22 protein-coding genes are annotated in these 22,449 nt (G+C 74.4%); 13 read left to right on the top strand and 9 right to left on the bottom strand.

All coding sequences use genetic code 11. The features are described 5' to 3' along the window. Positions 1-2: 2 nt before the first annotated feature. Positions 3-1,562, bottom strand: coding sequence for a DUF349 domain-containing protein (locus L3X23_RS14550; protein WP_237192726.1), 1,560 nt, complete (start codon positions 1,560-1,562; stop codon positions 3-5). A 290-nt stretch (positions 1,563-1,852) separates the two neighbouring features. Between L3X23_RS14550 and L3X23_RS14545 the strand changes: the two genes are divergently transcribed. The 6 genes from L3X23_RS14545 (at position 1,853) to L3X23_RS14520 (ending at position 7,830) form a co-directional block, all read left to right on the top strand. Beyond that, on the top strand, positions 1,853-2,533 hold the full coding sequence (locus L3X23_RS14545; protein ID WP_237192725.1) for a hypothetical protein: 681 nt from the start codon (positions 1,853-1,855) through the stop codon (positions 2,531-2,533). Beyond that, on the top strand, positions 2,530-3,426 hold the full coding sequence (gene miaA / locus L3X23_RS14540; RefSeq protein ID WP_237192724.1) for a tRNA (adenosine(37)-N6)-dimethylallyltransferase MiaA: 897 nt from the start codon (positions 2,530-2,532) through the stop codon (positions 3,424-3,426). Before L3X23_RS14545 ends, miaA begins: the two co-directional genes overlap by 4 nt. Further along, a complete protein-coding gene (gene dapF, locus L3X23_RS14535) occupies positions 3,423-4,268 on the top strand; it encodes a diaminopimelate epimerase (protein WP_237192723.1) in 846 nt (281 codons plus the stop codon). The genes miaA and dapF overlap by 4 nt, the downstream gene beginning before the upstream one ends. Continuing rightward, positions 4,265-5,707: a GTPase HflX gene (gene hflX, locus L3X23_RS14530; protein ID WP_237192722.1), complete on the top strand. Its 1,443-nt coding sequence runs from the start codon at positions 4,265-4,267 to the stop codon at positions 5,705-5,707. The genes dapF and hflX overlap by 4 nt, the downstream gene beginning before the upstream one ends. Positions 5,708-5,809: 102 nt before the next feature. Then, on the top strand, positions 5,810-6,829 hold the full coding sequence (locus tag L3X23_RS14525; RefSeq protein ID WP_237192721.1) for a hypothetical protein: 1,020 nt from the start codon (positions 5,810-5,812) through the stop codon (positions 6,827-6,829). Between the two features lie 170 nt (positions 6,830-6,999). Beyond that, entirely contained in the window at positions 7,000-7,830 is an 831-nt protein-coding gene (locus tag L3X23_RS14520) for a universal stress protein (RefSeq protein ID WP_237192720.1), read from the top strand. A gap of 10 nt (positions 7,831-7,840) precedes the next feature. On the opposite strand, the gene lexA is transcribed toward L3X23_RS14520, so the two are convergent. Then, entirely contained in the window at positions 7,841-8,554 is a 714-nt protein-coding gene (lexA, locus tag L3X23_RS14515) for a transcriptional repressor LexA (protein WP_237192719.1), read from the bottom strand. A 305-nt stretch (positions 8,555-8,859) separates the two neighbouring features. Between lexA and L3X23_RS14510 the strand changes: the two genes are divergently transcribed. The 4 genes from L3X23_RS14510 to L3X23_RS14495 all read left to right on the top strand — a co-directional run bounded on the left by L3X23_RS14510 (position 8,860) and on the right by L3X23_RS14495 (position 14,416). Then, positions 8,860-9,534 carry a hypothetical protein gene (locus L3X23_RS14510; RefSeq protein WP_237192718.1) on the top strand — a complete coding sequence of 225 codons (675 nt, stop codon included), beginning with the start codon at positions 8,860-8,862 and terminating at the stop codon, positions 9,532-9,534. A 144-nt stretch (positions 9,535-9,678) separates the two neighbouring features. Continuing rightward, on the top strand, positions 9,679-10,221 hold the full coding sequence (locus L3X23_RS14505; protein WP_237192717.1) for a hypothetical protein: 543 nt from the start codon (positions 9,679-9,681) through the stop codon (positions 10,219-10,221). A gap of 657 nt (positions 10,222-10,878) precedes the next feature. Beyond that, the gene (gene nrdR / locus L3X23_RS14500; protein WP_093079000.1) at positions 10,879-11,379 is read left to right on the top strand and encodes a transcriptional regulator NrdR; all 501 of its coding nucleotides are present in this window, start codon (positions 10,879-10,881) and stop codon (positions 11,377-11,379) included. A gap of 118 nt (positions 11,380-11,497) precedes the next feature. Then, positions 11,498-14,416: a vitamin B12-dependent ribonucleotide reductase gene (locus L3X23_RS14495; RefSeq protein ID WP_237192716.1), complete on the top strand. Its 2,919-nt coding sequence runs from the start codon at positions 11,498-11,500 to the stop codon at positions 14,414-14,416. 136 nt (positions 14,417-14,552) lie between these two features. Here the strand turns inward: L3X23_RS14495 and L3X23_RS14490 are convergent, their stop codons facing one another. Beyond that, positions 14,553-15,524, bottom strand: coding sequence for an alpha/beta fold hydrolase (locus L3X23_RS14490; RefSeq protein WP_237192715.1), 972 nt, complete (start codon positions 15,522-15,524; stop codon positions 14,553-14,555). 51 nt (positions 15,525-15,575) lie between these two features. On the opposite strand from L3X23_RS14490, the gene L3X23_RS14485 reads away from it, so the two are divergent. Further along, on the top strand, positions 15,576-16,034 hold the full coding sequence (locus tag L3X23_RS14485; protein ID WP_237192714.1) for an NUDIX domain-containing protein: 459 nt from the start codon (positions 15,576-15,578) through the stop codon (positions 16,032-16,034). Here the strand turns inward: L3X23_RS14485 and L3X23_RS14480 are convergent. Together L3X23_RS14480 and L3X23_RS14475 are read right to left on the bottom strand one after the other, a co-directional pair. Further along, complete coding sequence (locus L3X23_RS14480; protein WP_237192713.1) at positions 16,021-16,812, bottom strand: transglutaminase family protein; 792 nt, start codon at positions 16,810-16,812, stop codon at positions 16,021-16,023. The two genes, L3X23_RS14485 and L3X23_RS14480, sit on opposite strands and share 14 nt — an antisense overlap. Before the next feature lie 51 nt (positions 16,813-16,863). Continuing rightward, positions 16,864-17,070, bottom strand: a complete 207-nt coding sequence (locus L3X23_RS14475; RefSeq protein WP_237192712.1) for a helix-turn-helix domain-containing protein — start codon at positions 17,068-17,070, stop codon at positions 16,864-16,866. A 261-nt stretch (positions 17,071-17,331) separates the two neighbouring features. On the opposite strand from L3X23_RS14475, the gene L3X23_RS14470 reads away from it, so the two are divergent. Both L3X23_RS14470 and L3X23_RS14465 read left to right on the top strand, forming a co-directional pair. Further along, complete coding sequence (locus L3X23_RS14470; RefSeq protein ID WP_237192711.1) at positions 17,332-18,225, top strand: hypothetical protein; 894 nt, start codon at positions 17,332-17,334, stop codon at positions 18,223-18,225. Between the two features lie 190 nt (positions 18,226-18,415). After that, positions 18,416-18,904 carry a DUF3145 domain-containing protein gene (locus L3X23_RS14465; protein ID WP_176921221.1) on the top strand — a complete coding sequence of 163 codons (489 nt, stop codon included), beginning with the start codon at positions 18,416-18,418 and terminating at the stop codon, positions 18,902-18,904. 72 nt (positions 18,905-18,976) lie between these two features. Here the strand turns inward: L3X23_RS14465 and L3X23_RS14460 are convergent, their stop codons facing one another. Genes L3X23_RS14460 through L3X23_RS14445 form a run of 4 tightly spaced genes read right to left on the bottom strand, consistent with a single transcriptional unit; the run spans position 18,977 to position 22,425 of the window. Next, positions 18,977-20,215, bottom strand: coding sequence for a beta-ketoacyl synthase (locus tag L3X23_RS14460; RefSeq protein ID WP_237192710.1), 1,239 nt, complete (start codon positions 20,213-20,215; stop codon positions 18,977-18,979). A gap of 31 nt (positions 20,216-20,246) precedes the next feature. Further along, positions 20,247-20,489, bottom strand: coding sequence for an acyl carrier protein (locus L3X23_RS14455; protein WP_093078976.1), 243 nt, complete (start codon positions 20,487-20,489; stop codon positions 20,247-20,249). Positions 20,490-20,530: 41 nt separating this feature from the next. Continuing rightward, a complete protein-coding gene (locus L3X23_RS14450; protein ID WP_237192709.1) occupies positions 20,531-21,517 on the bottom strand; it encodes a beta-ketoacyl-ACP synthase III in 987 nt (328 codons plus the stop codon). Continuing rightward, positions 21,514-22,425: an ACP S-malonyltransferase gene (locus L3X23_RS14445; protein WP_237192708.1), complete on the bottom strand. Its 912-nt coding sequence runs from the start codon at positions 22,423-22,425 to the stop codon at positions 21,514-21,516. Before L3X23_RS14445 ends, L3X23_RS14450 begins: the two co-directional genes overlap by 4 nt. Between the last annotated feature and the right edge of the window lie 24 nt (positions 22,426-22,449).

The following is a 22,449-nucleotide window of genomic DNA, read 5'->3' as shown; positions in this document are numbered from 1 at the left end:
CGTCAGAGGTTCTCGGCCGACTGCTGCGCGGCCTCGAGCCACTCGCGCCACTGCGCGGCCTGGTCCTCGGCCTCCTTCGCCTTCCGCGCGTTCCCGGCCGCCCGGGCCTTCTCGGCCTGCGCCTCGAACTGCTCCACGCGCTCGCGGAACTGGGCCACCCGCGCCTCGGTCTCCGGGTCCGTGCGCCGCCACTCGCGCTCGGCGGCCTGCTTGACCGCGTCCTCGACCGCGCGCAGCCGCTGCTCGAGGGGTCGGATGTCGTCCCGCGGGACCTTGCCGATCTCCTCCCACCGCTCCTGGATGCCGCGCAGCGCGGCCCGGGCGGCGTCGGCGTCCGCGGTGTCGATCTTCTCGGCCTCGGCCAGCAGCGCCCGCTTCGCGGCGGCGTTGGCCTCGAACTCCTCGTCCCGCTCGGCGAACATCGAGCTGCGCCGCTGGAAGAACGCGTCCTGGGCGCCGCGGAAGCGGTGCCAGAGCGCGTCGTCCGTGTCCTTCTGCGCGCGCCCGGCCGCCTTCCACTCGGTCATCAGGTCGCGGAAGCGCGCGGCGGTGGGCCCCCAGTCGTCCGACGACGACAGGGCCTCGGCCTCGGCGACCAGCTCCTCCTTGCGGGCCTTCGCGGCCCCGCGCTGGCGGTCGAGGTCGGCGAAGTGCGAGCCGCGGCGGCGGTTGAACGCCTCCCGGGCCCGGGAGAAGCGCTTCCACAGCGCCTCGTCGGTCTTGCGGTCGATGCCCTTGATGGCGCGCCACTCGTCGAGGATCGCCTTGTAGCGGTCGCCCGCCTGCTTCCACTGGGTGGACTCGTTCGCCATGGCCTCGGCCTCGGCGGCGAGCTCCTCCTTGCGGGCGACGGCGGCCTGGCGGTGCTGGTCGCGGGCGTCCTTCGCGGCCTCGACGGCGTCGGACGCCATGCCGACGAGCTCGTCGAGCCGCTTGCGCAGGCCCTCGACGTCTCCGAGCACGGCCGCGGTGTCGAGGCCGTCACGCAAGGCCTTGGCGCCGGTCAGGGCGTGCTTGGGGTCGCCGCCGCCGGTCGCGAGCCGGGTGACGAGGAGCTCGGTCTCGGCGAGCAGGTCGTCGAACCGGCGGGCGAAGTGGGCCAGGCCCTCGTCGGGAGCGCCCGCCTGCCAGGAGCCGATCTCCCGCTCGCCCTCGGCGGTGCGCAGGAAGACCACGCCCTCGGCGTCCACCCGACCCCAGCGGCGGGGGTCCTCCGACGCCGCGGAGACCGGGGAGGGCTCGACGGGGGCGGCCGCCGGGACGGGCGAGGCGCTCGGCGCCGGCGCGGCCGGGCGGGCGCCGCCGGGCGGCGGGCCGGGGCGGGGGCCGGGCCTCGGCGGGCCGGGGCGCGGCGCGGCGGGGCGCGGCGCGACCGGCTCCGCCTGCGTTGCAGGCGGTGCCGGATCCGTGGCCTGCTCCGGTGCCTGCCGCTCGTCCGGGGTGCTCGCCCCCGCGGGCCCCGGGGCCTGCTCGGCGGTCACCTGCGTGCCGGCGTCGGGCGCCGGGGTGGGGTCCCCGTCGGCCGTGGTGCCGTCCTCCGGTCCGGTCTGCTCGTCCGACACCGTCGTCCTCCCTCGTTCGGGCCCGCCGGGCCGGCGGGCGCCCCGCCCCGCGGTGGACCCGCGGGGTGGAGCCGTGCACGAACCGGCCGGGCGCGACGCGCCCGCCGGTCGGCGAATTCAAACAGGTCAGCGGGGCAGGGGGAACCGCAGCGCCCCGGACGAGACCGCGACCGGGCACCTCGGCGCGCCGAGGAGCGCCGGATGCGACCCTCCGACGTGCCCTCGCTACCGAGGGTCACGGCGCGGCGGTGGGGCGGCCCGGGCGGCACGCACCGCATACGCTCGACCGCGTGCCGTCCGTGGTCGTCGTGGTCCCCCAGCCGCCGCTGCTCGTCCCGGAGCTCGCCTCGGGGGCCGCGAGCGAGACCGCGGAGCTGCGGGCGGCGGTGCGGGAGGCGGCCGCGCGGATGGCCGCCGTGACCACGGACTGGGTCGCCGTGGGCGCGGACGTCGAGCGCCGGACGGTGGAGCACGCCGTCGGGACCTTCCGCGGGTTCGGCCGGGACGTGCGGGTCTCCCTCGCGGGGGATCCCGGCGACCCCGATCCCGAGCTGCCGCTGCCGCTGCTCGTCGCGGGGTGGCTGCGGCCGGACGGGGTGACGATCCGGGGCGAGCTGGTCGCCGCCGACACCCCCACCGCGGACTGCCTGCGACTCGGGCGCTCGCTGGCGGCCGAGGGCCTGCTGGTCGTCGGCGACGGTGCCGCGACGCACACCGAACAGGCCCCCGGCCATCTGGACGAGCGCGCGGAGCCCTTCGACGCCGCCGTCTCCAAGGCCCTCGAGCACGCCGACCCCGCCGCCCTGGCCGCGCTGGACCCGGGACTCGCCGCCGAGCTGTGGGCCGCGGGCCGCGCGCCCTGGCAGGTCCTGGCGGGCGCGGCGGAAGGCCGCGACTGGCGGGGTGAGCTGCTGTACTCCGGCGCGCCGTACGGCGTGGCCTACCACGTGGCCGTCTGGACGCCGGCATGAGACTGGTGTGCGTCGTCGGGCCCACGGCCACGGGCAAGTCCGACCTCTCGCTCGACCTCGCCGAGGCCCTCGACGGCGAGGTGGTCAACGCCGACGCCATGCAGCTCTACCGCGGCATGGACATCGGGACCGCCAAGCTGCCCGTCGCCGAGCGGCGCGGGGTCCCGCACCACCAGCTCGACGTCCTCGACGTCACCGAGGCCGCGTCGGTCGCGGCCTACCAGCGACACGCCCGCGAGACGATCGAGGACCTGCTCGCCCGCGGCCGCACGCCCGTCCTGGTCGGCGGGTCCGGGCTCTACGTGCAGGCCGTGGTCGACGAGCTGGAGTTCCCCGGCACCGACCCCGAGATCCGGGGGAGGTGGGAGCGCGAGCTGGCGGCCGTCGGGGCCCCGGCGCTGCACCTCAGGCTCGCCGAGGTCGACCCCGCCGCCGCGGCGAACGTGCTGCCCGGCAACGGGCGGCGGATCGTGCGCGCCCTGGAGGTCGTCGAGCTGACCGGCAGGCCCTTCCGGGCGACGTTGCCCGGGCAGCGCGTGCCGCGCTACGACGCCGTGCTGATCGGGGTCGACCGGGAGACCGCGGAACTCGACGAGCGGGTCGAGCGGCGGGTCGCGCTGATGCTGGAACAGGGGCTGGTCGAGGAGACCCGGGCGCTGCTGGAGCGGGGGCTGCGAGAGGGCCGGACGGCGTCCCGGGCGCTCGGCTACCAGCAGGTCGTCGCCGCGCTCGACGGCACCTGCTCGCTCGCGGAGGCCGCGGCGGACACCGTGCGCGCGACGCGGCGGTTCGTGCGCAGGCAGCGCTCCTGGTTCCGGCGCGACCCGCGCGTCCACTGGCTCGACGGCGCCGATCCGGACCTGTCGGCGCGGGCTCGTAGGCTGGTCGCGTGATCCCGTTCGTCAAAGGCCACGGCACGGAGAACGACTTCGTGGTGCTGCCCGACCCCGAGGCGCGGCTCGACCTCACGGCCGAGCGCGTGGCCGCGCTGTGCGACCGGCGCCGCGGCCTGGGCGCGGACGGTGTGTTGCGGGTCGTGCGGTCCGCGGCGCTGGGGGTCGACGGGCCCGAGTGGTTCATGGACTACCGCAACGCGGACGGCTCGATCGCCGAGATGTGCGGCAACGGGGTGCGGGTGTTCGCCCGCTACCTGCAGGGACAGGGCTGGGCGGGCGGCGAGGTCGGCACCCGCGCGGGCGTGAAGAGCGTGACGTTCTCCGGGGACCGGGTGTCGGTGGAGATGGGCCCGGCCGTGGTGTTCGGCGAGTCCGTCGCGCGCGTCGGTGGGGTGGAGTTCGCGGGGATCGCGGTGGACGTCGGGAACCCGCACCTGGCCTGCGTGACCAGCGCGGACATCGGCGCGCTCGACCTCACGAGCGCACCCTGGCGCGATGTCGAGCTGTTCCCGAACGGGGCGAACGTCGAGTTCATCGCCCCCGCCGCGCAGGAGCCCGTCGCGATGCGCGTGCACGAGCGGGGCGTGGGGGAGACCCGGTCCTGCGGCACCGGCACCGTCGCGGCCGCGCTGGCCTCGCTGCGGGCGGCCGGGCGCTCGGCGGGGCGGCTCGCCGTCGACACGCCGGGCGGGCGGCTGGAGGTGACGGTCCGGGACGGGGGCGCCTCCACGGCGTTGCACGGGCCCGCGGTGCTGGTCGCCCACGGTGAGCTGACGGCGGACTGGTGGGAATCGACGGGACAACCGGCCCGTTCGGTGGGACACTCGACGGCACGATGACTGAATCCCCCCTCATGCAGGACCCCACCGTCGGCGAGCTGGAGCTCGAGGAACGTTCCTCGCTCCGCAGGGTCGTCGGACTCTCCACCGAGCTCGCGGACGTCACCGAGGTCGAGTACCGGCAGCTGCGCCTGGAGAAGGTCGTGCTCGTCGGGGTCTGGACCGAGGGCACGTCCGAGCAGGCCAACCAGTCGATGGTCGAGCTGGCCCGGCTGGCCGAGACCGCGGGCTCCCAGGTCATGGACGGCCTGGTGCAGCGGCGCCAGAAGCCCGACCCCGCCACCTTCATCGGCTCCGGCAAGGTCGACGAGCTGCACCACGCCGTCGAGGCCGCCGGTGCGGACACCGTGATCTGCGACGGCGAGCTCTCGCCCGGCCAGCTGCGCCAGCTGGAGGACAAGCTCAAGGTCAAGGTGATCGACCGGACCGCCCTGATCCTGGACATCTTCGCCCAGCACGCCCGCTCGCGGGACGGCAAGGCGCAGGTCGAGCTGGCCCAGCTCTCCTACCTCCTGCCGCGGCTGCGCGGCTGGGGTGAGGCGCTGTCCCGGCAGGTCGGCGGCCGGGCCGCGGGCGGTGTCGGCATCGGTGGCCGCGGCCCCGGTGAGACCAAGATCGAGCTGGACCGGCGGCGGATCCGGCACCGCATGTCCAAGCTGCGCCGCGAGATCACCGCGATGGGCAAGGTGCGAGACACCCAGCGCGGCAGCCGCCGCCGGCGCGAGGTGCCGAGCGTCGCGATCGTCGGCTACACCAACGCGGGCAAGTCCTCGCTGCTCAACGCGTTGACCGGGGCCGGGGTCATGGTGCACGACGCGCTGTTCGCCACCCTCGACCCGACCACCCGCAAGGCGGAGACGCCGGACGGGCGGGCGTACACCCTCACCGACACCGTCGGGTTCGTGCGGCACCTGCCGCACCAGCTCGTCGAGGCGTTCCGGTCCACCCTCGAGGAGGCCGGGCAGGCGGACCTGCTGGTCCACGTCGTGGACGCCTCCGACCCGCTGCCGGAGGACCAGATCGCCGCGGTGCGCAAGGTGCTCGTCGAGATCGGCGAGGAGCAGGGCGGCGTGATGCCGCCCGAGCTGCTGGTCGTGAACAAGACGGACGCCGCGGGCGACCTCGCCCTGGCGCGGTTGCGCCACCTGCTGCCGGACGCCGTGTTCGTCTCGGCGCACACCGGGGCCGGCATCGCACGGCTGCGGACGACGCTCGCCGAGCGGCTGCCCCGGCCCGAGGTGGACCTGGAGCTGCTCGTGCCCTACACCGAGGGCGGGCTGGTCGCCCGGATGCACTCCGAGGGTGAGGTGCTCTCGTCGGAGCACGTCGCCGAGGGGACGAGGCTGCACGTCCGGGTGGGCCCGGAGCTCGCCGTGGCGGCCGTGCCCTTCGTGGTCGGCGGCACCGTCCCGGAGCCCGCCTCCAGCGCGGTGGGCTGAGCACGCACGTCCATGGCACCGGACGACCCCGTCCATGATCCACGACCGGGGAGCGGGGCGGTCGGATTCCGACCGCCCCGCTCCCGACGGGTGGATCGTCGTGTGCGGGCGGCTCTCGTCGCGCTGGCGGCGCTCGGGGTGAGCCTGGTCGGGGTGCCCGCGGCCGCCGCGACCCCCGCCGCGCCCGAGGATCTGTGCACCGTCACCGACTCCCGGCTGACCGAGCTGTCCGGTCTCGCCGTGCACGACGGCGAGATCTGGGCCATGGCCGACGGCGGGCGTCGGGTCACGGTGTACCGGCTGGACCCGGCCGACTGCGCGGTCGTCGACACCCGGACCGCCGAACTCGACCCGTTCGACGCCGAGGACCTGGCCGTGGCGCCGGACGGCACGTTCTGGGTCGCCGACACCGGCGACAACAACCGCGCGCGGGAGACCGTCGCGCTGCTCGTCGTCCCCCCGCGCGATCCGCCCCGCCTGCACCGGCTCGTCTACCCGGACGGCGCGCACGACGCCGAGGCGGTCCTGCTCGGCGCCGACGGCGTCCCGGTCGTCGTGACCAAGGAGGTCACGGGGATCGCGGGGGTCTACCGGCCGGACGGCCCGCTCGCCGAGCCGGGCCCGACGCCGCTGCGCCGCGTCGGCAGCGTCGGGTTCGCGCGGTCGGAGACGCGCGGAGGCCCGATCGGGGCGCTCGGCGCGTTCACGGTGACCGGTGGGGCGGTGTCGCCCGACGGGCGCGTGGTCGCGGTGCGCACCTACACGGACGCGTGGCTCTACCGGGTGCCGCCCTCCGGTGACCTGGTGGCGGCCCTGCAGACCACGCCGCTGCAGGTCCCGCTGCCGGACGAGCCGCAGGGCGAGGCGATCGCGTTCCTGCCCGACGGGACCCTGCTGTCGGGGTCCGAGGCACGCGGGCGGGACGGCAGGCTGCGGGCCGTGCCCGGCGCGGTGGACGCCGCACTGGCCGCGGCGCCGCCCGTCCCGACCCCGCCGCCCCCGGCCGCCGCGCCGCCCGAACCGGCGCCCGAGTGGCGGCCCGCCGTGATCGGCGGAGGAGTCGCGGTGGTGGTGCTCGGCCTCGCCGCGGGCGCGCTGGCCCTGCACACCCGCCGCCGCTGACCACCGGCCGCGCCCCCGGGAGACTCGCGTGTCCGGAACGGGGGACTCGCGGGAGGATCCGCGAGTCCCCCACTCGGGACACGCGAGTCGGATGCGCCGCCCTGTGACGTGCTGGTTACAGCCTGCGCACCGGCGCCGTTCGGAGGGTCCACCCGACCTACGCTGGCCCGGTGCCGATCGTGACCGCCTACGAGGACACCCCGGGCGGCCACGACGCCCTGGTCCTCGGGGTCCAGCTGGCCCGGCTGACCGGGCTGACCGCCGTCGTCGCGACGGTGTACCCGACGGACGGGCTGGGGTACTCCGCGGTCGCCCGCGACCCCCGGTGGCGGGACAAGGCCGAGGAGGTCGCGCTCGCCCGGTTCGGCCGGGCCCGCGAGCTGATCGGCGGGGACGCCCTGCCGGAGTTCGCCCCACTCGGCCCCGGACCTGCGGCGACGGTGCTCGCCGAGTACGCGGAGGAATCCGGGGCCGCCGTCCTGGTCGTCGGGTCGACGGGCGGCGGCCTGCTCGGACGGCTCGCCCCCGGCAGCACCGTGCACCGGCTCCTGCCCGCTGCCCGCTGCCCGGTCGCGATCGCCCCCCGCGGCTACCGGCACACCGCGGCCCAGGGCATCACCGTGATCACCGTGGCGTACGACGGCACCCCGGAGGCCGACCGCGCCACGGTCCTGGCCGTCCACCTCGCCGGCCGGACGGGCGCGGCGCTGCGGTTCGCCGTCGTCGCGGCGACCGAGGCGGACGTGCCCGCCGCGACCGAGATCGCCCACAAGGGGATCGCCCAGGCGCCCACGGAGATCGACGCGCTGACCGACGTGGTCGTCAGCCGTCCCGGCCAGTCGGTCGGGGCCACCCTTGCCGACCTGTCCGAGCGGACGGACCTGCTGGTCGTGGGCTCGCGCGGCTACCCGACCATGCGCCGGATCCTGCTCGGCGGGGTGGCGGGTGTGCTGGTCCGCAGCGCCCGCTACCCCGTGATCGTGGTGCCCGCCCCCGACTGAGCCGCTCGGGTCAGAGCCTGCGCAGCACCGTGACGACGCGACCGAGGATGGTGGCCTCGTTGCCGTCGATCGGCTCGTAGGCGGGGTTGGCGGGCAGCAGCCAGATCTGGCCCGCCGTGCGCTTGAACGTCTTGACCGTCGCCTCGCCGTCGATCATCGCGGCGACGATCTCACCCTGCTCGGCCACCGGCTGCTGCCGCACGACGACCCAGTCGCCGTCCATGATCGCGGCCTCGATCATGGAGTCGCCCTTGACGTGCAGAAGGAACAGCTCGCCCTCGCCGACGATCTCCCGCGGCAGCGGGAAGACGCTCTCCACCGCCTGCTCGGCCAGGATCGGCCCACCGGCCGCGATGCTGCCCAGGACCGGCACGAACGCGGGCGCGGGGCGCTCGGTCAGCACGTCCGGCTGGTCCGAGGAGGTGCCCGCCTCCTCCTCGGGGCTGCGCACGTCCACCGCACGGGTGCGGTTGGGGTCGCGGCGCAGGTATCCCTTGCGCTCCAGGGTCCGCAGCTGGTGGTGCACCGACGACGTGGAGGTGAGGCCCACCGCGTCCCCGATCTCGCGCACGCTGGGCGGGTAGCCGAAGCGGTCGACCCAGTCCCGGATCACCGCCAGTACCTTCCGCTGCCGCGGGGTCAGCGTGGTGGGGTCCGCCGGTGGGTCCGGAAAGGCGCGCACCTGTCCGGTCTCGCCGCCGGCGCCGGACTCGTCCCGTGCCATCTCCCTGCCGCCTCCTCGTGTCCCGCTCGCTCGTGCCACCCGATCGACCCCGCTCGGCGAGAGCGGCGAGGTCGGCCCGGCCGACCCGTCAGGGGTCGCCGGGGGTCCGTCGGGTTCGGACGGTAGCCCGGATCCGGTCGTTCGCCAAACACATGTTCGAACGACACGCCGATCGTGGCGGCGCGGGAGGGGTGACGCGCCCGGCGGTCGATGGTAAGAACTCGCACGGACGTTCGAATCGAACATGCGTGCGAGTGGCGCGCGGCGGAGTGGGCTCGCGGGTGCGGGCAGGCGGGAGAGCGGCGATGGACCGGTCGGCTGGCGGGGTCGTGGAGCTCGAGGGCACGAGGGTCGGCTCGGGGGTCGGCCCAGGTCTGGTCGCGGGCGGCGGAGTGCGGCGGTCCGGGACCGGCCCGCGCCCGGTCGGCCCCCGTCCCGTGCGTCCGGCCGCGGCGGGGGAGCGGGTCGCCGTGCTGCGCCGCGGTGTCGCGGTCGGCGCCGCGGCGGGCGGTCCGGGCGGCGTCCGGCTGCTGGAGACGGAGCGGTGGCGGCGCGGTGGCCGGGGCACGTGGTCTCAGGGCGTCGCCGCGCCGGCGCGGCCGTCGTCCACCGGTGCTCCCGACCTCCGGCGGCGCGCCGTCCAGGACGTGCCGGGCAGGTCCGGGCCGGTGACGGCGCGGCGCTACGCGCTGCGCCGGGCGGTGGCCGCGGCGGTGCTCGGCCTGGCGTCGATGCTCGTCGTGGTGGGGTTGGGCCTGGTGGGGCAGGCCTCGGGCGCCGCGCACACCCGGGCGGAGGTGCCGAGCGGCGTGGCGGCCGTGGTGGTCGAGCCGGGGGAGACGGTGTGGGACCTCGCGCGCCGGGAGGTCCCGGAGGCGGACGCCGCCGCGGTGGTCGAGCGGATCGTGGCGGACAACGGTCTCGGGTCGGCCGCGGTGGGTGTGCTGCCCGCGGGCACCGTGGTGCGCGTCCCCGCCTGACCGGTCCTCCGTCGTCCATCGGGGTGAACCCGCGGGTGTGCGGCACCGGTTTTTGTCGGTGCCCGTTGCTAGACATCGCACAGGCGTTCGATCGCCGCCCCGGACATCCGGTTCGGGCCGGTCGGCGCGGGTCGGGAGGCCGTGATGGAACTCGGGAACGCGGTGCGGGCGGTCGAGCGGACCGGTCGCGGCGAGGAGGGGCGCCCGGCCTGCGCGGGCGAGCGCCGGGGGCCGTCGCGCGCCCGGTCGGAGCGCGAGCGGAGCCAGGGGTGGGGCGGGGGCGCGGGCGCACCGCACGCCTCCGGCGCCCCGGCCTCGTACCGGAGGGCGCACGCGGCGGCGGTCCCGGCCGCGGCCCCCACAGCGCCTGTGGTGCCGGCCGCTGCGGCGCTGCGGGTCCTCGGCGCGTACGCCTCGGGGGCCAGGGCCCTGCGCCGGGCGGACGGGCCCGCGGTCCTGCCCGCCTGCCGTCCCGCGCGGCGACAGTCCTCGACGATCGGGGGCCCGTGCGTCCCCACCCGCAGGCCGCGGTTGGGGCGCGGCCGTCCCGGCGGGGCGCGTCGGCTCGCGGGGGAGGTGCGGGCCGGGCTGACCGACCGCGTGCTCGCGGCGGTGGCGGTGGCTCTGGGCTCGGCGACCGTCGTGGTCGTCCTCGGTCTCCTGGCGGACCTGGCGGGCGCGCGATGAGCCGCGCCGCGGGGGTCGCCGCGCGCGCCCGGTTCGCGCGGCCCGTGCGGTGCGCCGGGAGGGGTGCGTCGCGCGACCACCGCGTTCGTCGCGGTGTGGCCGCGCCCGGCGGTGGCGGCGAGCGGGCCCCCGGTTCGGGGGCTCGACCGGGCACGGCGGGTCTCCGGTCGTCCGACCGTGCGCGCGAGCTGGTGCGAGTGAGGTCGCTGTGCGTCCGTGTGGGTGTCGCGCGGCGTGGGGTGCGCACGGTGCGTGCTGGACCGGCCGCCGGTTCGCGACACACCGCGGGCGGCGACACGCCGTCCGCGTGACACGGTCTCGTTCCCCGCATGCGACCCGCCGGTCGTCGACGCGACGAGCGGTCCCGGCGCCCGCCCGGTCTCCGGCGGGCGGTGTCGGCGCCCCGGCTCGATGGTCATGACCTGCGGGGCGTCACGGGCTGTCGCCGGCCGGGCACGGCCGCACCCGGGGCGTGGTCGCGGGCCCGGGCGTGACAGGTTCGTTCCCGATCGGGGGAAGTCCGGCGAGCGGTGCGCCACGGCATTGGCGGTACCCCCACATCTTGTGGTTACATCCGTGTCGTTCGCCTACAGCTTGGGTTTGTGAGTCGATCCGGGCCGACAAGCCGAGTACGGTGGAGAGAGGGAGGGATCCGCAATGCGATGCCCGTTCTGCCGCCACTCGGACTGCAAGGTGATCGACTCTCGCGAGGTCGAGGAGGGCGCGGCGACCCGTCGCCGCCGTTCCTGCGCGGCCTGCGGGAAGCGCTTCACGACCGTCGAGGAGGCCGTCCTCGCGGTGCTGAAGCGCAGCGGCGTCACGGAGCCGTTCAGCCGGGACAAGGTGGTCTCGGGGGTGCGCCGGGCGTGCCAGGGCAGGCCGGTCGACGAGGATGCGTTGCAACAGCTGGCGCACCGCGTCGAGGAGGCCGTCCGGGCGGGCGGTACCGCGGAGATCCCCAGTCACGAGGTGGGGCTCGCGATCCTCGGACCGCTCAAGGAGCTCGACGAGGTGGCGTACCTGCGCTTCGCGAGCGTGTACCGGTCGTTCTCGTCCATCGAGGACTTCGAGAAGGAGATCGCCGACCTGCGCACGGCTGCCGGGGAAGCAGCCGCGTCGTCGGGTCGCGCCCAGCGGGACCCACGACCCGCCGGGTGAGGACCAGGGGCCGACCCGTTCGCCGAGCGAGCACGGGCGAGCCGACCCCGTCACGCAATCCGCCCCGCCGCCCCAGCCGGCGGGACGCGGTGACGTACGGACGCGAATGAGGGAGAGCATGACGGAGACCGTCGGGGCGGAGCCCACCGAGAGCGCTGCCACCGCAGCGTCGAAGGGCTCTGCGGGGGGCAACGGACGGGGCCGCAAGTCCGCGTCGTCTGCACAGACCGCGCAGGCCGCGCAGACCGCGCAGTCCAAGAGCCGCCGGGGCCTCACCGTCGAGCGGCTGCACACCACGCCCGGGGTGCACCCGTACGACGAGGTGACCTGGGAACGCCGGGACGTCGTGATGACGAACTGGCGGGACGGGACGATCAACTTCGAGCAGCGCGGGGTCGAGTTCCCCGACTTCTGGTCGCTGAACGCCACGAACATCGTGACCAGCAAGTACTTCCGCGGCGCCGTCGGCTCGCCGCAGCGCGAGTCGAGCCTGCGCGCCCTGATCGACCGGGTCGTCGGCACCTACCACCGGGCGGGCGTCGAGCACGGCTACTTCGCCACCGACGAGGACGCGGAGATCTTCGCCCAGGAGCTGACCTGGATGCTGCTGCACCAGGTGTTCAGCTTCAACTCCCCGGTCTGGTTCAACGTCGGCACCGCGTCCCCGCAGCAGGTCAGCGCCTGCTTCATCCTCTCGGTGGACGACGAGATGGACTCGATCCTGAACTGGTACCGCGAGGAGGGTCTGATCTTCAAGGGCGGCTCCGGCGCCGGTCTGAACCTCTCCCGCATCCGGTCGTCGAAGGAGCTGCTGTCCTCCGGCGGCACCGCCTCGGGCCCGGTCTCCTTCATGCGCGGTGCGGACGCCTCCGCGGGCACGATCAAGTCCGGCGGCGCCACCCGCCGCGCGGCGAAGATGGTCGTGCTGGACGTCGACCACCCCGACATCGTCGAGTTCGTCGAGACCAAGGCCAAGGAGGAGGCGAAGATCCGCGTCCTGCGGGATGCGGGCTTCGACATGGACCTGGGCGGCTCCGACATCACGTCGGTGCAGTACCAGAACGCCAACAACTCCGTCCGGGTCACCGACGAGTTCATGCACGCCGTCGAGGGCGGGACCGACTTCGGCCTCCGCTCCCGCACGACCGGCGAGATCATCGAGCGCACGGACGCCCGCACCCTGTTCCGCGGCATCGCACAGGCCGCGTGGGAGTGCGCCGACCCCGGCATCCAGTACGACGACACGATCAACGACTGGCACACCACCCCGGAGTCCGGCCGGATCACCGCGTCGAACCCCTGCTCCGAGTACATGCACCTGGACAACTCCAGCTGCAACCTGGCGTCGCTGAACCTGCTCAAGTTCCTCGACGAGGGCGGCCGGTTCGACGCGCCGCGCTTCGCCAGGGCCGTCGAGCTGATCATCACCGCCATGGACATCTCGATCTGTTTCGCGGACTTCCCCACGGAGCCGATCGCGGACACCACGCGCAAGTTCCGCCAGCTGGGCATCGGCTACGCCAACCTGGGCGCGCTGCTCATGGCGACCGGTCACGCCTACGACTCCGAGGGCGGCCGCGCGCTCGCCGCGTCGATCACCTCGCTGATGACCGGTGCGGCGTACAAGCGCTCCGCCGAGCTCGCCGGCGTCGTCGGCCCGTACGAGGGCTACGCCCGCAACGCCGAGTCGCACCAGCGCGTCATGCGCAAGCACGCCGCGGCGAACGACGGCTACCGCACCTTCCCGGCCAGCACCGCGATCCAGAAGCTGGCCACCATCACCTGGAAGGAGGCCCTGGCCACGGGCGAGCGGAACGGCTGGCGCAACGCGCAGGCCTCCGTGCTGGCCCCGACCGGCACCATCGGCTTGATGATGGACTGCGACACGACCGGCATCGAGCCGGACCTGGCGCTGGTCAAGTTCAAGAAGCTCGTCGGCGGCGGCTCGATGCAGATCGTCAACCAGACGGTCCGCCGGGCGCTGGACCAGCTCGGCTACCAGGCCGAGCAGGCCGAGGCGATCGTCGAGTACGTGGCCGAGCACGGGCACGTCGTGGACGCGCCGGGCATGAAGCCGGACCACTACGAGGTGTTCGACTGCGCCATGGGCGAGCGCTCGATCGCGCCCATGGGCCACGTCCGGATGATGGCCGCGGTGCAGCCGTTCCTCTCCGGCGCCATCTCGAAGACGGTCAACATGCCCGAGGCCGCCTCGGTGGACGACGTCGAGAAGATCTACCTCGAGGGCTGGCGCCTCGGCATCAAGGCGCTCGCCATCTACCGGGACAACTGCAAGGTCGGCCAGCCCCTCTCCGCGGGGAAGCAGGCGAAGTCGTCCGCGGAGGCGGAGAAGGCCGAGCCGCAGGTCGTCGTCGAGCAGCGGCCGGTCCGCAAGCGGCTGCCGAAGAAGCGCCCGAGCGAGACCATCTCGTTCACCGTGGCCGGCGCCGAGGGCTACCTGACCGCGGGCTCCTACCCGGACGACGGCCTGGGCGAGATCTTCGTCAAGCTCGGCAAGCAGGGCTCGACCCTGGCCGGTGTGATGGACGCCTTCTCCATGTCGATCTCGGTCGGCCTGCAGTACGGCATCCCGCTGGAGTTCTACGTCTCGAAGTTCAGCAACCTGCGCTTCGAGCCAGCGGGCATGACGGACGACCCGGACGTGCGCATCGCGACGAGCGTCTTGGACTACCTGTTCCGCCGCCTGGCGCTGGACCACCTGCCCTACGAGAAGCGCGCCCAGCTCGGGATCTTCTCGGCGCAGGAGCGGTCGGCGCAGGTCGAGCAGGACTACTCGAGCCCGGCGGAGCTGGACCTCGAGACGGTCCGGTCCACGGTGGACGTCACCCCGCCGTCGGCCACCCCGGCGGGCGTGAGCCCGGCACCGGTCGAGGTAGGCAGCTCCACCGAGCTGCTCGAGCTCCGGCTGGGCAAGGCCGCGGACGCCCCGCTGTGCCTCACCTGCGGCACCAAGATGCGCCCCGCGGGCTCCTGCTACCTCTGCGAGGGCTGCGGCTCCACCAGCGGCTGCAGCTGACAGCGCGTGATCGTCGGCCCGCCCCTCCCCGAGGGGCGGGCCGACGCCGTCTCCACCCCCGGGCCGCATCGTGGCTCCGCATTGGCCGTGTCGACCGCCGGAAACGACAGTCGTGGCTCCACAACGGCCGGGTCGGTCAGGTCGCGGAGCGGGCTCCGGGCGGCTCTGTTGGGGTGGTGCGCAGGAGCTGGCGCCACTGCTCCGGGCTCCAGCGGGCCGGTTCGGTGGCGGCCAGGAACTCCTCCAGCAGGCTCGTGAAGCGCTCGGGGGAGGTGTGGAACGGGAAGTGGCCCGCGTCGTCGAAGATCTCGAACCGGCTGCCCGGCATGGCGGCGTGGGCGCGGTGCCCGTGCTCGACGGGCACGATCGCGTCCCGCCCACCCCACACCAGCAGGGTCGGCATGCCGCGGGTGAGGTAGCAGCGGTCCAGCATCGTCACGACCTGGCCGCGCCAGTCCACGACCGCGCGCAGCGTGCGGATGAAGGCGGCGCGGGAGGTCGCGTCGGGCAGGGCGTCGACGATGCGGAGCATGTCCTCGGCGTCATGCCCGAGGTCGGTGCCCAGCGCCCGCATCAGGCCCACGGCGGCGCCGACCTGCCACCGCATCGTCGGCAGCCGCAGCGCGTGCAGCGCGGCCGCTGCGCCGGGCAGCGTCATGGCCCGCAGGACGGGGTTGACCTCCGGCCCGGCGCCACCGGAACCGACGAGGACGAGCCGCTCGGTGCGGTCCGGGAACTGGTAGGCGAACTGCATCGCGACGCCGCCGCCGAGGGAGTGCCCGACCAGCGTCGCCCGGGTGACCCCGAGGACGCCGAGCAGGTCCCGGATCCCGTTCGCGTACGCCGCGACCGAGTAGTCGGCCCGCGGCTTGTCCGAGTGCCCGTGCCCGAGCAGGTCCGGCGCGATCACCAGGTGGGTGCGGGCGAGCCGCTCGAGCACCGGCGTCCAGGTCCGTGAGCTGTCTCCGATGCCGTGGACCAGCACGATCGCCGGACCCGACCCCGCGACCCGGAACGCCCGCCGGTAGCCGTGGACGGTCCGGAAGCGCAGCTCCGCCTCGCGCGCGGGCACCACGCCGAGTCGACCCGCGACGGGTTGCACGGTCATGGCGCGACGGTAGGACCGGGTGGTCACCGCCGTGTCTCTAGTGTGTGACGCGTGCGCTTCCAGCTCGTCCCCGCCGCCTACGTGATCCTCCGCCGGGACGATCACGTCCTGCTGCAGCTCCGCCGCAACACCGGCTACCGCGACGGGTTCTGGGCCACCGCCGCGGCCGGGCACGTCGAGGAGGGCGAGACGGTCGTCGAGGCCGCGCTCCGGGAGGCCCGCGAGGAGCTGGACGTGGTGCCGACGGACCTCACCCCGGTGACCGCGATGCACCGCACGGGCACCCGCGAGCCGATCGACCAGCGGGTCGACTTCTTCTTCACCTGCACCCGCTGGAGCGGCACGCCCCGCCGGATCGAGGAGGAGAAGTCCGCCGGGATCGAGTGGTTCGCGCTCGACGCGCTGCCCGAGAACGTCGTCCCGCACGAGCGGTTCGTGTTCGACCGCCTCCGCACGGGCCTGCCGCCGATCGTCGAGTTCGGGTTCGACCCGCGCGTCAGCCCAGCCTGACCACCGCGCCCCAGTCCTCCTGGGGCAGCTCGTCGACGACGGCGGTGACCTGCATCCACGTCAGGTCCACGATGCCGTGGTGGGTCGTCAGGAAGGCGGTGTCCGCGGCGTCGCGTCCGGTGTGGATCCGCACCATCGACTCCCGCGGGGCCAGGCCGGTGGCGTCGACCAGCCGCCAGCCCTCGCCGTCCCACGCCTCGACGACCGCGTGGAAGTCCATCGGGGACAGCCCCGGCGCGTAGACGGCGACGAGCCGGGCGGGGACGTCGAGGGCCCGCAGCAGCGTGGTCACCAGGTGGGCGTAGTCGCGGCAGACGCCCTCGCCGAGCAGCAGGGTGTCCACGGCGTCGTCGGTCGGTTTGGAGGACCCGCCGACGTAGAGCAGCCGTTCCCGCACCCACCGGGTGACCGCGTCGATGCGCGCGCCCGCGCCGTGGACGTCCCCGAACTCGCGGGTGGCCGTGAACAGCAGCCGGTCCGACGGGCAGTAGCGGCTGGGGCGCAGCGCGAGCAGCCGCTCCCGGGCGTCCGACCCCGGCACCTCGCGCCGGCCGTCGACCCGGGCTGCGTAGTCCACCGTCAGGTCTCCCGGTGGGCAGTCGAAGAGGTGGGTGCGGTTGCCGAGCTCGTCGATCAGCTCGGTGGGTGCGGGCAGGGCCCCGCCGTCGAGGGTGAGCGCGAGCCGCTCGTCGGCCCCGCCCGCGACGGCGATCTGCAGCGCGAACAGGGCCTGCTCGGAGACGGACAGCTGGAGCCGGGCGGAGAGGTCGCGTCGCATGTCTGAATCGTCGCAGCCACGACGGGCGGCGGCGACTCGCGGGCCGCCGGGTCAGCCCGCCTCGTAGCGCGCGGCGCTGATGTGGCGCTCCACGGCGGCCTGCTGCACCCGGAACGAGCGCCCGAAGCGCACGGCGGGCAGCTCCCCGCTGTGGACGAGCCGGTAGACGGTCATCTTCGACACCCGCATCCGCTCGGCGACCTCGGCCACGGTGAGGAACGGCGCGCCGATCATGTCCGAGTGGTCCTCTGCTGACATCCCCGTGTCCTCCGCCTTTGTCCGATACAGGCTGTCGTGTCACCTGTGGTGCTGCTGTGACGGAAGAGTAGTGGACCCAGCGTCACCGACCGAGCGATCGATGCTTCCCGAAAGGGTGGAAACGACCGGAACGGGCACTCCTCGTGACGGCACCGATGCGCACAGTGACAGGGCGGTCGGCGTGAAGGCGCTGAGGGTTTCACCCCGACACGCCGACATCGTTAGGCCACTCGGAGTAATTCGGCGCCGTAGTCTCCGCGCATGTTCCCGGTCCGGGCCGCGCTCGCCGCCCTCGTGGCGACGACGCTCGCCGCCGGCGTCGGACTCGGCCTGGAGGACTCCCCGCCCGCGCCGGCACCGCCCGTGCCCACCTGCGCCGCCACCGGCCCGTACGCGCCGCCCCCGACCGACAGTGTCGGAACCCCCGCGGGCCTGACCCTCTGCCCGGTGCGCGCGGCGCTGGAGATCCGTACCCCCGGCGCGGTACTCGACGGCCTGGACCTGGTCGGCGGCGTCGTCGTGGCGGCCCCGGACGTGGTGATCCGGCGCAGCCGCATCACCGGCGACGGGAGCACCCCCGCGGGCGTCCGCACGGTCGGCGACGGGGCGGTGCGGATCGAGGACAGCACGGTGACCGGCGACTTCACCGACGCGGCCGTCGACGGTCCCGCCTGGGTGGCCGAGCGCATCGAGATCACCGACGTGGCCGCGGACGGCGCGCGCCTGGGCCCCGGTGCCACGCTGCGCAACAGCTGGCTGCACGACTTCCGGGCCCGACCCGACCGGGAGATCGACGCCGTGACCCTCGCCGGGGGAGACACCGGGGACGTCTTGGTGGAGGCCAACCGGGTCACGCTCGGGCGCGGCCCCGGCCTGGGCAGTGCGGTGCTCGTCGACCCCGCGGTCGACGCCCGGCACCAGTCGGAGGAGCGCGAACCGCTGCGGAAGGGCCCGGTGCTGGTGCGCGGCAACGAGCTCGGCGGCGGCGAGTACACCCTCCTGCAGGACCCCGGCGGCGGGGACGCGAGCGGCGCGACGGTCCGGATCACCGGCAACCGCTTCCATCGCGACGCCGCGGCCGCGACCGTCCGGATCCGCGGCGGTGCCCACCTGGCCGACAACGTGTTCGTCGACGGGGGAGAGGTCCGGCGGTGACTCCCGTACCCGATCGACACTCCCGGCGGCGGGCGACACGCCGCCCCGACCGCGTCAGGCTGGCGGTGATCGCAAGAGTGGGGCACAGTGATCACGCACAGTTTCCGAAGCGAAGAGTCACAGACCGCTGTGAAGACGCGTGGGCGTTGGGGAAGACGATCCACGTCTGTCAGAGCGGAGGTCTGCAGTGGTGAGTACACGCGGCGTGGTCCACGTCCACTCGTCGCCGACTGCGGTCTGCCCGCACGTCGAGTGGGCGGTGTCCGGCGTGCTCGGGACACGGGTGTCGCTCCAGTGGAGCGCGCAGCCCGCCGTCCCCGGGCAGATGCGTGCGGAGTTCAGCTGGTCGGGTCCGGCGGGCAGTGGCGGCGCGCTCGCCGGTGCCCTGCGGGCGTGGCCGATGCTGCGCTTCGAGGTGACCGAGGAGCCCAGCTCCGGGGTCGACGGGCAGCGGTTCTGCCATGTCCCGGGCCTCGGGCTCTGGACGGGCCGGATGAGCGCGAACGGCGACGTCATGCTGGGGGAGGACCAGATCCGGGCCCTGATCGCCGAGGGTCCGGCCTCGGGCATCGCCCAGCGGCTGAGCCACGCGATGGGTGAGGCGTGGGACGAGGAGCTCGAGGCCTGCCGCTACGCGGGCGACGGCGCTCCGGTGACCTGGCTGCACCAGGTCGGCTAGCCGAACGCACCATGGAGCCATAACCGTCGAGTCCGGGCGTCGGAACGACGGTTATGGCTCCATGGTGTCTGGCTACTTGGTGAACAGCAGGCTGGCGTTGTGTCCGCCGAAGCCGAAGGAGTTGTTCACCGCGGCGGTGAGCTCCATCTTGCGCGGCTCACCGGCCACGACGTCCAGCTCGACCTTCTCGTCCTTGTTCTCCAGGTTCAGCGTGGCCGGGATGATCCCGTCCCGCACCGACAGCAGGGTGAACAGGCCTTCGACCGCACCCGCGCCGCCCACCAGGTGCCCCATGTTGCCCTTCGGGGCGGTGAGCACGGGGTGGTCGCCCAGCGCCTTGCGGATCGCGTTCGCCTCACCCACGTCCCCGACGACCGTCGAGGTGGCGTGGCAGTTGACGTGTCCGACATCGGTGGGCTCGAGCCCCGCCGTCCGGACCGCGTTCAGCATGGCCCGGCCCTGTCCGCCGCCCTCGGGATCCGGTCCCGTGATGTGGTAGGCGTCCGACGTCAGGCCGATGCCCGCCAGGGTGCCGTGGATCGTGGCGCCCCGCGCCTCGGCGAACTCGCGCCGCTCCAGCACCATGATCCCGGCGCCCTCGCCGAGCACGAACCCGTCCCGCCCGGTGTCGAACGGCCGCGAGGCCTCCTCGGGCGCCTCGTTGCGCTGGGAGAGCGTGCGGGCCTGCACGAACCCGGCGACGGTGATGGGGGCGATGCACGCCTCGGCGCCACCGGCCACCACCACGTCGACCTCGCCCGCCTTGAGCAGCCGGTACGCCCAGGCCATGGCCTCCGCGCCCGTCGCGCACGCGGAGGCGGGGGAGTGCACTCCGCCCTGGGCTCCGATCTCCAGCGAGATCATGGCCGCGGGCCCGTTCGGCATGAGCATGGGCACGACCAGCGGCGTGACCTTGCGCAGGCCCTCCTGCTCCAGCAGGTCGTCCTGGTCCAGCAGCGTGGTGACGCCGCCGATGCCCGTTCCGACGACCACCGCCAGCCGGGTCGGGTCGACCCGCGGTTCCTCGCCCTTCTCGACGGCGAGCCCGGCGTGCGCCCACGCCTCGCGGGCCGCGATCATTGCGACCTGCTCGGCGCGGTCCATCCGACGGGCCTGCACGCGGGGCAGCACCTCGGACGGGTCGACCGCGAGCTGGGCGGCGATCTTCACGGGCAGGCCGCGGGCCTCCACCCAGTCGGCGGTGATCGCCCGGACCCCGGACTTCCCGGAGAGGAGCGCGTCCCAGGTGGAGGCGGCGTCCCCGCCGAGCGGGGTCGTCGCGCCGTAGCCGGTGACGACGACGTCGGTCATGAAGGGCCTTCCTGCGGCAGGGACAGCGGACTTACTGGTTCTTCTCGATGTACGAGACCGCGTCGCCCACGGTCTTCAGCTCGGCGAGCTGGTCGTCCGGGATCTTGACGCCGAACTTGTCCTCGGCCTGCACGGCGATCTCGACCATGGACAGCGAGTCGATGTCGAGGTCGTCGACGAAGGACTTGTCGGCGCTCACCTCGGCGGTGTCGATGCCGGCGACCTCTTCGACGATCTCGGCGAGGCCGGCGAGGATCTCGGTGCTGTCAGCCACGGGGTTACTCCTTGTGTGTGGGTGGGAAATCCAGGGGGAATCTACGGGACGCGGACGACCTGGCCCGCGAAGGAGAGGCCCGCGCCGAAGCCTACGAGGAGCGCGATCTCCCCGGAACGCACCGTCCCGGCCGTGCGCATGTGGTCGAGCGCCATCGGGATGGACGCGGACGAGGTGTTGCCCGAGTGGATGATGTCGTCGGCCACCCGCATCTCGTCGCGGGCGCCCTCCTTGCGGAGCCGCTTGGCCACCGCCTCCACGATCCGCAGGTTGGCCTGGTGCGGGACCAGGACGTCGATGTCGGCGGGGGTGAGACCCGCCTTCGCGATCGCGTCGAGCGCCACGGGGGCGATCTTGGTGGTGGCCCAGCGGAACACCGACTGGCCCTCCTGGAAGAGCTTGCCGGTGGTGTCCTCGAGGATGTGGATGACCGGGGCCATGTCCCCGGCGCTGCCCCACGAGACCGGCCCGACGCCGACCTCGTCCGGGGTCTGCGCGCCGGTGACGACGGCCGCGCCCGCCCCGTCCGCGAAGATGATGCAGGTCGAGCGGTCGTCCCAGTCGATCCAGTCCGACAGCTTCTCCGAGCCGATGACCAGCACGTTCTTCGCGCTGCCCGCCCGGATGAGGTCCGCGCCGGTGGCGAGCGCGTAGCAGAACCCGGCGCAGGCGGCGTTGAGGTCGAAGGCGGCGGGGGCCTTGATCCCGATCCGGTCGGCGGTCTGCGCGGCGGCGTTGGGGATCGGCGCCGTCATGGTGCAGGTGGCGACGATGACGGTGTCGATGTCGGTCGGCGCGAGCCCGGAGTCCAGCACCGCTCGCGAGCCCGCCTCGACGGCCATGTCGACGAGCGAGGTGTCCTTGTCGGCGATCCGGCGCTCCACGATCCCGACCCGGTCCCGGATCCACTGGTCGTTCGTCTCGACGCGGAGGGCCAGGTCGTGGTTGGTGACGACGTGCTCGGGCTGGGTGCTCCCCAGGCCGATGATCCGCGCGCCCGGTACCGGTGCGGGCAGCTGGAAGCTCACGCGTGCTCCTCGATCAGCGCGGCGGCCTTCTCCAGGTCGTCCGGGGTCTTCAGGGCCAGGGTCGCGACCCCCTTGAGGTCGCGACGCACCAGCCCGACCAGGGTGCCCGCGGGGGGCAGCTCGATCACCGCGGTCACGCCCAGTGCGCCGAGCGTGGCCATGCAGGAGTCCCAGCGCACGGGCCGGGTGACCTGCGCGACGAGCAGGTCCAGGGCCTGCGGGCCGGACTTGACCACCGAGCCGTCGGAGTTGGTGAGCAGGGGCCGCACCGGGTCGTCGGGCGCCAGCTCCGCGGCGGCGGCCCGGACGGCGTCCTCGGCCGGGGCCATGAACCGGGTGTGGAAGGCGCCGGCGACGGGCAGCACGGCGGCCCGCCGCGCTCCCTCCGGAGGCGCCGCGGCGAGGGCGTCGACGGCGGCCTGGGGGCCTGCGGCGACGATCTGACCGGCCCCGTTGCGGTTGGCGGGGTCGAGGCCCAGCTCGGCGAGCCGGGCCAGCACGACCTCCTCCTCACCGCCGAGCACGGCGGCCATGCCGGTCGGCTCGAGGGCGCAGGCGGCGGCCATCTCCCGGCCGCGGATCGCGGCGAGCCGCACGGCGGCGTCGGGGCTGAGTACCCCGGCGACGGCCGCCGCGGCGAGCTCGCCGACGGAGTGGCCTGCGGTCGGGGCGGAGTCCGGGACGGTCAGGTGCGCCGCGGCGAGCAGGGCGTTCACGACGACGAGGGGCTGGGTCACCGCCGTGTCCTTGATCTCGTCGGCGTCGGCGGTGGTGCCGAGCCGCACGAGATCCAGACCGGTGGCCTCCGACCAGGCGGCGACGGTGTCCGACGCCCCGGGGAGCTCCAGCCACGGCGCGAGCATGCCGGGGGACTGCGACCCCTGACCGGGCGCGAGCAAGGCGATCACGACTGCAGAGCCAACACTGCGCGG

Origin of the sequence: Pseudonocardia sp. WMMC193, from assembly GCF_021728735.1 — a bacterium.
Taxonomy (GTDB): Bacteria; Actinomycetota; Actinomycetes; order Mycobacteriales; family Pseudonocardiaceae; genus Pseudonocardia; species Pseudonocardia oroxyli.
Note: the sequence above shows the minus strand (reverse complement) of the source record. Positions and strands in the feature narration are given on the sequence as shown.

Bases quoted from the DNA above. Each gene is read 5' to 3' on its own strand.
- L3X23_RS14475 (WP_237192712.1), bottom strand. From the start codon at position 17,070: ATGTCAGCAGAGGACCACTCGGACATGATCGGCGCGCCGTTCCTCACC.
- miaA (WP_237192724.1), top strand. From the start codon at position 2,530: ATGAGACTGGTGTGCGTCGTCGGGCCCACGGCCACGGGCAAGTCCGAC.
- nrdR (WP_093079000.1), top strand. From the start codon at position 10,879: ATGCGATGCCCGTTCTGCCGCCACTCGGACTGCAAGGTGATCGACTCT.
- L3X23_RS14495 (WP_237192716.1), top strand. From the start codon at position 11,498: ATGACGGAGACCGTCGGGGCGGAGCCCACCGAGAGCGCTGCCACCGCA.
- L3X23_RS14510 (WP_237192718.1), top strand. From the start codon at position 8,860: ATGGACCGGTCGGCTGGCGGGGTCGTGGAGCTCGAGGGCACGAGGGTC.
- lexA (WP_237192719.1), bottom strand. From the start codon at position 8,554: ATGGCACGGGACGAGTCCGGCGCCGGCGGCGAGACCGGACAGGTGCGC.
- L3X23_RS14480 (WP_237192713.1), bottom strand. From the start codon at position 16,812: ATGCGACGCGACCTCTCCGCCCGGCTCCAGCTGTCCGTCTCCGAGCAG.
- L3X23_RS14490 (WP_237192715.1), bottom strand. From the start codon at position 15,524: ATGACCGTGCAACCCGTCGCGGGTCGACTCGGCGTGGTGCCCGCGCGC.
- hflX (WP_237192722.1), top strand. From the start codon at position 4,265: ATGACTGAATCCCCCCTCATGCAGGACCCCACCGTCGGCGAGCTGGAG.
- L3X23_RS14460 (WP_237192710.1), bottom strand. From the start codon at position 20,215: ATGACCGACGTCGTCGTCACCGGCTACGGCGCGACGACCCCGCTCGGC.
- L3X23_RS14505 (WP_237192717.1), top strand. From the start codon at position 9,679: ATGGAACTCGGGAACGCGGTGCGGGCGGTCGAGCGGACCGGTCGCGGC.
- L3X23_RS14470 (WP_237192711.1), top strand. From the start codon at position 17,332: ATGTTCCCGGTCCGGGCCGCGCTCGCCGCCCTCGTGGCGACGACGCTC.